Raw genomic sequence first — 13,148 nt, 5'->3', positions numbered from 1 at the left:
ACGCGCGGCGCGCGAGGGATCGGTTGTCGACTGCCCGCGGCTTTCGGCTTAAGCCCTTTAGCTTTTGCCAGCGCCAGCAGTTTGGCCTTTTGCTCCCGCGTGAGGGGCTGGACAGAGGATGAGGTTTCTTCCGTGTTCTGCATTATTCTTCTCCTTCCATAGATGCCGCCATATCCAGCAGCTCTGCGATATCAAACTCTTCGATGCTCAGGTCCAGGATCCGCTCGCTGAGCGCGCTCAGACTCGGATGGGCAAAAATTTCCGCCAACGGCACGTCGACGTCCAGCTCAAGCCGGAGTCGGGACACCAGCTGCACCGCCAGCAGCGAGTGCCCGCCCAGTTCGAAAAAGTTGTCGTGCCGGCCGATGCGCTCGACGCCCAACAATGACAGCCAGATTGCCGCTACCGCCTGTTCGGTTTCATCCTGCGGCGCTTCAAACGCCGCATGCGCGAACGCATCGTCACCGGGTTCCGGCAACGCGTGGCGGTTCACCTTGCCGTTGGGCGACAGTGGGAACTCGGTCAATGCCACCCAGGCCGCGGGCACCATATAGGCAGGCAGCTGCGCCACGAGATGAGCGCGCATCGCCTCGATTTTCGCGCTCCCCCGGTAGTAAGCGACCAGCCGTTTTTCTCCTCCGCACTCACGCGGAACGACCACCGCCGCCTCAACGTACGGACATCCGCTCAGACAGGCTTCCACCTCGCCTGGCTCGATGCGGAATCCTCGGATCTTGACCTGATCGTCGTTGCGTCCCAGATAATCGAGGATGCCGTTTTTGCGCCAACGTCCCCGGTCGCCGGTTTTGTACATCCGCGCGTCCGCCTCAGAGGAGAAAGGATCTCGGATAAACCGCTCGGCGGTGAGCGCCGGCTGATTCAGGTAACCTCTCGCCACGCCGACGCCGCCGATATAGATCTCCCCCGCCACGCCGACTGGCACGGGTTCGCCTTTTTCATCCAGGATGTAGAGTCGGCTGTTGGCGATAGGACGCCCGATAGGCGGCTGGGGCACCCCGTTCGAAAATGTCGCCGGACAGACGAATTCACTCGCCACGTGCGTTTCCGCCGGGCCGTACTGGTTGTGAAGCCGGACATGCTCCGAGTGCTGGAACAACGCCCGCACATCAGGCCCGAGGCGCAACGCCTCGCCGCTGGCGATAATCTCCATCGACGGCGGCACGCGCCCCGAAGCGCGATACATCTGCGCCAGCGCAGGCAGGACTGACGGCGGAATAAAGGCCCGCTCGATGTGCTGCTCCAGCAGATCCGCCAGCCTGGGCATATCGAGCCGCACGTCGTCCGGGACGATGATCAACCGCCCTCCGCCGATCAACGCGCTGAGGATCTCCTGGCTCGCCACATCGAAGCCAAAAGAAGCAAACTGTAGCGTGGCACCCGCTGGGCGCTGGTTCTGCCAATGGATTAAATTGACCAGCGGCGCGTGCGGCATCGCCACGCCTTTGGGGCGTCCGGTCGAGCCGGAGGTATAGATGATGTAAGCCAGATGACGCGGGGTCAGCCCGATACGTTGCGGATCCGGATCGCTGCGCTCTGACTTGGCCCACAGCGGCTCATCCGCGCTCAGGTCGAGGATGGGCGGCAACGCGGAACAAGACGCCAGCGAAGAGCGGCCGACGTCGTCACACAGTACCGCCAGCGGCGTGCAGTCGGCGATCATGTGAGCCAGCCGCTCGGTAGGATAGAGAGGATCAAGCGGCACATAAGCGCCGCCGGCTTTCAGAATTCCCAGCAGCGCCACGACCATATCAGGCCCCCGCGCCACGCAGATCGCCACGCGATCGTCCGGACGCACGCCCTCAGCCATCAGCCAGTGCGCCAGTTGGTTGGCCCGCTCGTTCAGCTCGCCGTAGCTCAGCCGCCGTTCGCCGCTGACCAACGCCGTTGCCGTCGCCTGCCGATGCGCCTGCATCTCGAACAATTCATGCAGACAACGGTCTGCCGGATAGGCGGACTCCGTGGCGTTGAACGCCGTGAGCACCCGCTGCCGCTCATCGGCGGAGACCAGCGGCAGCGTGGCTACCGGCTGCGCGGCGGAGGCGACCATCCCCCGCAACAGACGCTGCCAGTAGTCCAGATAACGCTGGGCGGTATCCTCATCAAACAGCGCGGTCGCATAATACAGCGTGCCTTCCAGCAGCCCGTTCGCCTCACGTAATTCCAGATTCAAATCGAACTGACAGGTCGCCGTCTCGTTAGGCAACGGCGACACTTGAAGCTCAGGTAACTCAATCGCCATGTCAGGCAGATTGTGCAGCGCCATCATCACCTGGAAGATTGGACTGTGGGACAGCGTGCGCACCGGCGCGACGGCTTCAACCACCTGTTCGAACGGAATGTCAGCGTGGCTCTGCGCCGCCAGCGTGGTACGCCTGACCTGCGCCAGCAGCGCCGCCGTGTCCATCTCTGGCGTCACGGCAACCCGCAGCGCGAGCGTGTTGACGAACATCCCGATCAGCGGTTCGATTTCCTGTCGATCGCGCCCGGCGATAGGCGACCCGATCACGATGTCATCCTGCCCGGAAAGGCGGCTCATCAACGCAGACCAACCGGCTAACAGCGTCATATACAGCGTACAGCCGTGTTGCTGACCTAACGTCTTCAACGCCTGCGTCAGGTCGGCGTCCAGCGTCAGGGTTTTATACGCCCCGGCAAAGCTCTGCAACGGCGGACGGGGTCGGTCCGTCGGCAACATCAGATTGTCAGGCGCGCCGCGCAGCTGTTCGACCCAGTAACGTTGCTGCTCCTGCATTCGCTCGCCCTGCAAATGTTGTCGCTGCCAAGCGGCATAGTCGCCGTATTGGATAGGCAGCGGCGGCAGCGGGTCGGGTTGTCCCTGACTTAATGCGCTATAGAGGGTACCTAGCTCGCGCATCAGAATGCCGACCGACCAGCCGTCGGCGATAATGTGGTGCAGCGCCAACCTCAGCCAGTGTTCCTGCGGGGAAATACGGAGCAGTTGCCCCTGCGCCAGCGGGCCGGTCGTGATGGACACTGACGGCGTGAACGGTTCCGGGCGATCCTGGCTGCCGCTCATATCCAGCCGGTGCAGGGGGAAACCGCTCTCCGCAGGAGCAATCGCCTGCACGTCGACGCCGTCTCGGTGAACGATGTGCGTGCGCAGTGCCGCATGACGCAGCACGATACGATCCAACGCCTGTTGCAACGCGGCGAGGTTCAGATCGCCCTGTAGTCTAATCCCGCCGGTAATCATATAGGCCGCGCTTGCCGCCGGATCCATTTGCACCAATAACCAGAGGCGTTGCTGCGCCAGCGACAGCGGAGGCTCAGCCGCCGCCAGGCGAGAAATCGCCGGTAACGGCGGTACCGCCTTCTCGCCCAGCGCCNGCGCCATCTCGCATAGCGTGGGATGCATGAACAGCGNTTTCAGGNCCAGCTCCCGCTGCATTTCGCTGCGAATACGCGAGATCAACTGCACCGCCAGCAGCGAGTGCCCGCCCAACAGGAAGAAGTTATCCCGGCGCCCCACCGTCTCCACGCGCAGCAACGCTTGCCAGATGGCGGCTAACGCCAGCTCCACCTTGCCCTGCGGCGCTTCATAGTGTTGCCGTGCAAATGCGGAGTCATCCGGCTCAGGCAGCGCACGCCGGTCAACCTTGCCATTGGCCGTCAGAGGCAGGCTTTCCAGCGGCACCCAGGCCATCGGCACCATGTATTCAGGCAAGCGCGCCAGCAGCTGTTCACGCAGTACGTCGATAGAGGGTGCATTCGTGCCCTGCTCCGCCAGATAGTAGGCGATCAGACGTTTTTCTTGAGCGGCGCCCCCCTGCGCGACCACCACGGCCTGCTGGATCCCCTCGCAGTGCAACAGGGCATCTTCGATTTCGCCCAGCTCAATGCGAAAGCCGCGGATCTTCACCTGGAAGTCGCTGCGTCCCAGAAACTCGATCGTGCCGTTGGCGCGCCAGCGCCCCAAATCGCCGGTGCGGTACAGTCGCGCATGCGGCTCGGAGGAGAACGGGTCGGGAATAAAACGCTCGGTAGTGAGATCCGGGCGGTTGAGATACCCTCGCGCCACCTGCGCGCCGCCGATATACAGTTCTCCGCACACCCCCACCGGAACCGGCTGCATCCGCGCATCCAGAATATAGGTTTGGGTATTGGCGATGGGACGACCGATGTGCAGCAGCGCTTCATCGGCGCAGATGTCTCCGGAGGACGCCACCACCGTATTTTCGGTCGGTCCGTAGTTGTTTATCAGGGTGAAACGCGCCCCGGCAAACGGCTGACGAGTCAGACGATCACCGCCGACCAGCAGCGTGCGCAGCGTGGCAGGAGCCACCTCGCGGACAAACGCCAGTTCAGCGACGGGCGTCGGCAGGAAACTCACGTCAAGCGGCTGCGCGCTCCACCACGCCAGCAGTTGATCCGGATCGCGTGAGATTGCCGGCGACGGCAGCAGCAACCGCGCGCCGATCGACAGCGCAGACCAGATCTCCCAGGCGGCCGCGTCGAAGCCCAGACCCGCCACGCTGGAAACGCAGTCCCGTGAGCGCAGGGCGAAGGACTCGCAGTGCCAATGCACCAAATTGATGATATTGCGATGCTCGACCATGACGCCTTTCGGACGACCTGTCGACCCCGAGGTGTAAATGAGGTACGCCAGATGAAACGACGTCAGCCCTACCGCCGCAAGCGGAATATTGTCCTGCGGGCAGCGCGTCCACGGACGGGCGGCGCCATCAATGACGAACGTATGAGGATGGGGCGACAGTTCACCCATTCGGCTACGCAGCGCGCGTTCGGTGATGATGGCCTGCGGCCCGCTATCTTCCAGCAGATAGGCCAGACGTTCAGTAGGCGTCGACGGATCGATCGGCACATAGGCCCCGCCGGCCTTCAGCGTCGCCAGCATCGCGACGATCAGATCGCAGCCGCGTTCCAGCACTATCGCCACTCGGCCGTCCGGCCGGACGCCCTGCGTCATCAGCCAGTGGGCCAGTTGGTTAGCGCGCCGGTTCAGTTCGCCGTAGCTCAGGCGTTCTCCGTCGCACTCCACCGCCGCCGCGTTCGGCTGTCGCTCCGCCTGCACTTCGAACAGCGTATGCAGGGCATTTTCGGCCGGATAGTCAGCACGCGTGGCGTTGAAGCCAAACAACAGCTGACGGCGTTCGTCGTCGGGTAACAGCGGCAGCGTCTGCACCGGTTGATGCGGATCCGCCGTCATCCCGCGCAACAGCGCATGCCAATAGTCCAGATAGCGCCGGGCCGTCGCGGCGTCAAACAGTGCGGTGGCGTAGTAGAGCCGTCCGGTGATCCGACCATCGGCCTCACGGAGATCCAGGCTAAGATCGAATTGGGCCGTCTCCACGGGATCAGCCATCAGGGAGGTGTTCAGACCCGGCAACGTAAATGTCACCTCCGGCGTATTCTGCAACGCCAGCATCACCTGAAATACCGGGCTGTGAGACAGACTGCGGGCAGGCGCCAGCATCTCCACCACCTGCTCGAAGGGAAGATCCGGATGTTCCTGCGCCGCCAGCGTCATCGCCTTCACCTGCGCGAGCAGCGCGACGGTATCCGGCTGTTCCGACAAATTGACGCGCAGCGCCAGCGTATTGACGAACATGCCGATCAGCGGCTCCAGCTCCTGACGACCGCGGCCAGCGACCGGGCTGCCGATCACGACATCCTCCTGACCGGACAAACGGCTCATCAGCGCCGACCAGCCCGCCAGCAGTATCATGAACAGCGTCGCGCCATGACGCTGACTCAGCGACTTCAGATCCTGCGTCAACGACGGCTCCAGCTCAATATTCAGGCTGGCGCCGCGATAGTCCTGCATCGGCTGACGCGGCCGGTCGCTGGGCAGCGTCAGGCAATCCGGGATCCCGCTCAGCTGTTTTTCCCAATACGCCTGCTGGGCGCGCAGCTCCTCTCCCTGCATGTGTTGCTGCTGCCAGGCCGCGTAGTCACCGAATTGGATAGCCAGCGGAGGTAACGGATCGCCGCTGCCCTGACTGAACGCGGTGTACAGGCTTTGCAGTTCCTGAAGAAAAATGCCGACCGACCAACCGTCGGCGACCAGGTGATGCAACGACAAACGCAGTCGGTGCTCCTGCGCGCCGACGACGGTTAGCTCGCCGTACGCCAACGCGTCCGTGACTGGTTCAAATGCGGTATCGGACGAGGCCGTCGGATCGNCCGCCGTTATCTGTCGAAGCGGAAACCCACCATCGTCAGAGGCGATAACCTGCACCGGCGTGCCATCACACTCGGCAATACGGGTGCGCAGCGCGGCGTGACGAGCCACGATACGATCGAGCGCCTGCGTAAGCGCCGTGACGTTAAGCTCGCCCTCTATCTGGATCGTAAATGCGATGAGGTATGCCGCCCGCGCGCTGTCATCCATGCGCGACAGGAACCACAGTCGTTGCTGAGCCAAAGACAGCGGAGGATGAACGCCCTCCGCCAACGGCATGATGTCGGGCAGATGCCCGTTGGTCGGCGCGATGTCCAACGTGGCCGCCAGTTCATGCAGCACCGGACAGTCGAACAAGGNCGCGACCGACAGCTCCCGTTGAAGTTCGCTGCGCACGCGGGAAATCAGCTGCACCGCCAGCAGCGAATGCCCCCCCAGCGCAAAGAAGCTGTCGTGGCGCCCGACTTGCTCCACGCCCAAGACCGAGCGCCAGATCGCAGCCAGCGTCGTTTCCGTGTCGCCTTCCGGCGCCTCATACACCTGATGCTCGAAAGCCTCAAGATCCGGGGCTGGCAGCGCTCTGCTATCCACTTTACCGTTCGACGTCAGCGGTATGGAGTCCAATGCTACGTACGCCGCCGGCACCATAAAGGCCGGTAAACGTTTACCGAGCTGTGCCTTCAGCGCTTCCGTCGTCGGAGCCTGTCCGCGATCGTCCACCACGAAGTAGGCGACCAGCCGTTTATCCTGCTCCGTGCCTATAGCCGTCACTACGGCTTCTTTGACGCCGTCACAGGCCTGCAGGGCAGATCCGATCTCCCCGAGTTCGATGCGGAACCCGCGGATCTTGACCTGAGAATCGTTACGGCCGAGATACTCCACCGTGCCGTCTTCACGCCAACGGCCCAAATCGCCGGTGCGGTACATCCGCGCACCCGCCTCGCCATAAAATGGGTCGAGCGGGAATCGCGCTTCCGTCAGCGCAGGCTGATTCAGGTAGCCGCGCGTTACCCCGGCGCCGCCGACGTACAGCTCGCCCGGCACGCCTAACGGCACCGGCTCGCCATGACCGTCCAGGATGTACAGCCGCAGGTCCGGCAGCGGCCGGCCTATCGGGCTATCTCCCGTTGGCNTCCCCGCCGTTAACGGACAGTGCGTCACATGCACCGTCGTTTCGGTGATGCCGTACATATTCACCAGTTGCGTATCTACGTCCGGGTTCTGCTGGTACCACGGCGTCAACGCCGCCACGTCCAGCGCCTCTCCCCCGAAAATCACGTAGCGCAGCGCGTGACGCTCAGGGCTGTCCGCCTGCGCCGCCGTCAGTTGGCGGAAGACCCCCGGCGTCTGGTTCAGCACCGTCACGCCTTCGCGGCACACCAGCTGATACAGCGCCTGCGGCGAGCGCGTCACCGCCTGCGGCACCACCACCAGACGTCCGCCGTGCAGCAGGGCGCCCCAGATTTCCCATACCGAGAAGTCGAAGGCGTAAGAGTGGAATAGCGTCCAGATGTCCCGATGGTCGAAGTCGAAGAGTGCCTGCGTCGAGGTCAGAAGGCGGGTGACGTTGCGGTGCTCCACCATCACGCCCTTGGGCTGGCCGGTCGAGCCGGAAGTGTAAATGATGTAGGCCAGATGATGTGGTGTCAGGCCAAGCGAGGCGGCGGGAATATTTTCATCTGAATGATGCGTCCAGGTCGGGGCATCGCCGTCCAGTACCATCAGCGACAGCCTCTGCGGCAGCTCGCCCAGCGACGGCAGGCTGCTGCTGTGGGTAATCAATACGTCGGGCGCGCTGTCTTTCAGCATGTACTGCAAACGGGCCTGCGGGTAACTCGGGTCCAGCGGCACATAGCCCGCACCGGCCTTGAGTACCGCCAGAATGGCGACGATAAGTTCGCTGCCGCGCGGCAATGCAATCGCCACCCGACTGTCGGGCTGCACGCCCTGCGCTATCAACTGCCGGGCCAGCGGGTTAGCGCGACGGTTCAGCTCGTCGTAGCTCAGCGAATCGCCATCAAANCTCACCGCTACCGCATCGGGGCGCTCCTTGGCCTGCTGCTCGAACAGCTCGTGAAGACAGAATGGGGAGGACGACGCTGGCGCGGATGCGGAATGCCACTGGCGCATTAAAGCTCGTTCTTCAGGCAACAGCAGCGGCAGTTCTGCGACAGGCCGACTCAGCTCAGTCGCCGCCGAACTGAGAAAGTGGCTAATGCGTCGCAGATGCCATGCTAACTCTCGTTCGTGGTAGAGCGCGGCATTGGCATTCAAACATAGCTCAATGCCTTCGTTTACCCCCCGGTCGAACAGCGTAATGGAGAGATCGTCGACCGGTCCCAGCAAGAGATTGTGAACTTTGGCTTTCGCGCCCTCGAAAGTCAGCGAATCGTTATGGCAAGGAAGAATATTAATCAGTGTGGAAAACAGCGTTTCACGCCCGGCAGCCATTCCCAGATCGGCTTTCAACGTCTCATACCGATAGCGTTGATGCCGCGATACTTCCAGCACAGTACGTTTTGTCTGTTCGAGTCCTGCGGACAGCGTGGTTGTCGGATTCACGCGCAACCGCAACGGCAGCACATTGCTCATCATGCCGGGGTAACGCCGCAATGCCTTGCCGACACGGGCCGTCATCGGCATCCCCAGCAGCAGATCTTCCTGTCCCGTGATCCGGTGTAAGTAGAACGCGACCAGCGTGATTAACAATGCCGGCAACGAAGCGTTATGCTGCTCCGCTACCTGCCGCAGCAGCTGATGTGTTTGCTCGGGAAGATAACGCTGCCGATGCAGTATATCGGCGCAGCTGGCCTGTCTGCCGGAGATACTCACCGGATCCGGTCGATTCGCGAGCTGTTCCAGCCAGTATTCGCGATCACGGCATAAGCGGGATGAGGCGTCGTAGTCCTGCTCACCCCTCTTGGCTTGTGCAAGCCCGAGAAGGTCGTGGTCCGTAGCCACCNCCCCTGTTAAGAACACGGCGTAGCGCTCCGCGACCCGCTGAATAAATATCGAGACGCTGTAACCATCCATGACGATATGGTGGTGACACTGGTAAAAAAGAAAATGTTCCTCCGCTAGCTGAATCAGCGCGAACGAAAAAAGCGGCCCCTGTTCCAGGTCAAACGACCTGTTGCAAGCATCCTCCATCCACTGCTTCGCCTTCTCCAGCGGATCGCTTTCCTGACGAAAGTCGAGCACAGGGAAAGGCCAGGACGACGCCACATCCGTCGACTGCGTAATGTCAAAGGACGAAACGTGTAAACGCNCTCGCAGGGACTCTATTTCTTGAACGGTGGTTCTTACCGCCATTTCAAATCGCTGTGGGTTTAGCGCCACCGGTATCTCAAGATATTCGGCCACGTTAAAGACTTTAGCTTCCGCTTCAGGATTGAGATGCTGAGCAAACCAGATACCTTGCTGAGCGTGGTTGAGGGGATGAATGGACTGTGTTTCCCGTGTCAGACCGGGCTGCATATCAACATTTGACATAGGACTCCTTTCTTACATCATTAATTAGATCACAAACTAAAAACTGTCATTAATTCACTCATCCCTCATCATTTCGACGTTAACTATTCTCATGTCAAAGATTATTCTTATATTAATTAATGGTGATAGGTGAAAATACTATAAATAACAAAAATCGCCTCAATAATGAGACTTAGGAAAACGGTCACTGAGGACAACACAGAACTATTGGATAAAGCAAAAACAGGATCCGAGGACGAGGCTGTGATACATGTCATATAGCGCCTATCATAAAGCTGCCTTCTGTTTATATATAAACTCACCGCCAATAAAAAATGTTAAAAAGACAAGCTGAGATGACTGAATAAAAGGATGCCTCCACCCCGCGCAATTCTCATCATAACGACATCCTTACCACAACAATTAAAAATCCACAGAACAAAACAAAAACCAACAAAACCGATAAAAAACAATAAGTAAAAAACAACCCGCAAAGCAATGGGGCATATGCGGGGTTTTTTATTCTGTTTTTAAGAATATGAAATTCGGTCTGCGCCATTAGATAGCATGAAATTAATAAAAACAACCCCATTTCAAAACTTTCTATTTTAACAGGAAAGTTAAATTAGCTGGAACAAGGCTCACTCAATTAAAAATAGTCTTTATCCGAAACACGTATTTATGAAATACATAACTATAGATAACCATCTTTCATTATTTTATTTTTATTTTATTAGGGAAACATTTTAAGAAATAAACCCACAAATGTAACACCGGTTTGACAATCAACTTTCCCCCATTGATGTCCTTTGCCACCGTTATTGGTAACGTTAATGACAGAGTAAGCATCAAAAGGTTATGAAATTGTCCGCAAAAGGTATCCAAATTAAGAAACAAAACCACGAGTAAAAAAAGATGAGGACTGTCTATCTCTCTCATTAAGAGATCCGCTAACGCGGATTTTTGACGCATTTATGCAGCATACGCTCAACACTTTCCTCCGTGTTGCGCTAAGGCGTATTAACCACTTCTACGAGAAAGGCGCGTTGAGCATCGTTAACCTGGTGTCGCCATTCAGGCATGATCTTAATCTTCATCGAAAGCACATCTTATGAGCAGGAAGGCAATGATCTGAGTATCCCTGAAAAGCAAAACAACCCCGTAACGCGCAATCTCGGGTTATCACGGTCTTTTTAACGGCAGACAGATATCCGTTATCAATTCGTGTTCTGCCCCTTCATGGACAAAGTTAAGGTAGTGAAAAAACTGCGGGTAATCGCGTCATTCTTCGCCACAATGCGGCAGCCAGTTGTTGTAACGATTGCGGGCGCCAGTAGACAGAGCATAATGCGAACCACAGTGCCGCGCCGCGCCACAGCCTCCTGTGGGGATGACCGCATTCACGACGCCAAAGGGGTTATCCTCATCGACAGGCGCAACCACTGAACCACAGATATCAGAGCGAAAATCGGCTGTAGGCGTCATTATTGGAGCAACAGGAGCGACGCCATAGGTCTGGCGACTGCCGACGGGGGAAAGTCCGCTCGTGATCGATATCATTTAATTCAAGGCCCGCTTGAAACGATGGGTGTAATAATCGGACTTATCGTCAAACATGGCCGCCTCCGAGCGGATCAATATGCCCGGAGGCGGCGTTCCTTGCCTGACCGATCTTGCGTGAAACAGCCGCCGATGTGGCTGAACCCTACACCGTGGACCTATTCAAGGGGATGCCAAAGAAGAATGTGGATTATCTCGCCTATGGTTGGCGAGCTAGCCCTGCCCCATAGCAGTAAAAGCTGACAATGTTCGATTACCTCCTGCAGAGCCGTAGCATTACGATGTCTAACGTATTCTCCGCTCTAACCATAGAACTCTTCAGGCTGAAGCCATACGAATGCAAACGGATTCATTCCCGTGATTTTCCCCGCAGCTATCGACACAAATAAACAAGTTCGCTACTCATTTCAAACAAAGGTCAGGATTGAGAGCGTTTTACGCTTGCATTTTGGTTTTATTTATAAACCGCCGATCAATAAACCTCTTATTGATAGGTATAAACATATATAATTACCATGATTGATCGTTAAAAACGATCATATAATGCTTCCGTAGGTTTCTAATTAACCGTTTTTCTTTTTTGTCTAACTAAAACTTATGTATGGAGTAATTATCTTGAAAAAAAATCTACTGACCCTGTCCGTCCTCGTCGCATCTCTTGGGGTTACCGGACTGGCGCGGGCAACTGACGGAGTCATCAACTTCACAGCAACCATTTCATCTTCAGCCTGTTCAGTGAACAGCGTGGCGGATGCTTCCTCCACCACCGGGACAGTCAATTTCGGAACAGTCAGCAGCAGCACCTTTGGTACTGCTGGTGCGAGCACTGTCGGTACACCGTTTTCCATTGAACTGGCCGATTGTGCCGTCGCGACGGCACCGACTATTACCTTTGAAGGCACATCTGTGTCCACCAGCGGTTATACCGAACTGTTTGCCAGCGACATTAGCGGACTAGGTATTCGTATTGAGGATGCTGACAACACTGGCACCTATTACACCTCCGGCACACCAGCATCCAACACTGGCTTTAATGTCCTGACATCTACCGAAGTCACGTCCGCCACGGGTAATTTCAACGCCTATCTTGTCGACTACACCGGCTCCACAGCTTATAGCGGTAGTGTCGACACGGACGTCACCTTCACCATCAACTACAGCGATTCCTGATATTACCGGGCTGGCCAAAGGCCAGCCCTCCCTTGGTTCGGCTTTTTTCGCAAAGGTTATCTTATGAAATGTTCTATCGGATGCATCGGTGGTGCATGTCTGTTATCTGCATCGCTAGTCTGCCACGCAGACGGGCTTACCTTGGGAGGAACCCGTCTAATCTACGATGCTGCCAAAAAGGAGGCGAGTCTTTCCCTGAGTAACGCAGGGCAAAGCACGCCGTATCTCGTTCAGGTATGGGTCTCTGATATGCAGAGAAAGACCAAAAACATCCCCTTTATCGCCACGCCCCCCTTATTCAAACAAGCACTGAATGGGGAAAGCGCTATCCGTGTCGTCTACACCTCCTTACCGGCCCTACCGGAGGATCGGGAAAGCGTGTATCTGCTAAATGTCAGGGCGATACCAGCTGTTGAGAAAAAAACCGACCCGAAACGCCTAACCATCGCCACGCAGAACATCATCAAGCTGATCTACCGACCAAAAGGACTGTCGGCAAAAGAAGCCGGGCTGGCTTGGCAGAAGCTGAAAGTCNCGCCCGTGTCTGGCGGTATCTCGTTCAATAACCCGACGCCTTATGTTGTCACCCTGACAGGCATGTCGGTAAACGGTAAAAAAATCGATAGGCCGGGTACCATTATGCCTCGCGCGTCAAAAATCGTACCAGTGAATGAACATGCTGTCAGGCACGTGACGTATAGCACCATCAATGATTTTGGCGGAATGACGACGGCAAAAGAGGTGAATTTTTAGTGGGGATTCA

The 13,148-nt window shown here is 57.7% G+C and carries 4 protein-coding genes; 2 read left to right on the top strand and 2 right to left on the bottom strand.

The window, feature by feature from the left end; all coding sequences use genetic code 11:
* Positions 1 to 142: 142 nt before the first annotated feature.
* Complete coding sequence (locus tag RZ35_RS04025; RefSeq protein ID WP_455709689.1) at positions 143 to 9,661, bottom strand: amino acid adenylation domain-containing protein; 9,519 nt, start codon at positions 9,659 to 9,661, stop codon at positions 143 to 145.
* A gap of 1,275 nt (positions 9,662 to 10,936) precedes the next feature.
* Complete coding sequence (locus RZ35_RS17915; protein WP_139171503.1) at positions 10,937 to 11,215, bottom strand: hypothetical protein; 279 nt, start codon at positions 11,213 to 11,215, stop codon at positions 10,937 to 10,939.
* Between the two features lie 615 nt (positions 11,216 to 11,830).
* Here RZ35_RS17915 and RZ35_RS16910 point away from each other — a divergent pair.
* Both RZ35_RS16910 and RZ35_RS04010 read left to right on the top strand, forming a co-directional pair.
* A complete protein-coding gene (locus RZ35_RS16910) occupies positions 11,831 to 12,385 on the top strand; it encodes a fimbrial protein (protein WP_051625462.1) in 555 nt (184 codons plus the stop codon).
* A 63-nt stretch (positions 12,386 to 12,448) separates the two neighbouring features.
* A complete protein-coding gene (locus tag RZ35_RS04010) occupies positions 12,449 to 13,138 on the top strand; it encodes a fimbrial biogenesis chaperone (RefSeq protein ID WP_051625461.1) in 690 nt (229 codons plus the stop codon).
* Positions 13,139 to 13,148 lie beyond the last annotated feature (10 nt).

Source organism: Lonsdalea quercina subsp. quercina, assembly GCF_000688655.1.
GTDB classification, from domain to species: Bacteria; Pseudomonadota; Gammaproteobacteria; order Enterobacterales; family Enterobacteriaceae; genus Lonsdalea; species Lonsdalea quercina.
Note: the sequence above shows the minus strand (reverse complement) of the source record. Positions and strands in the feature narration are given on the sequence as shown.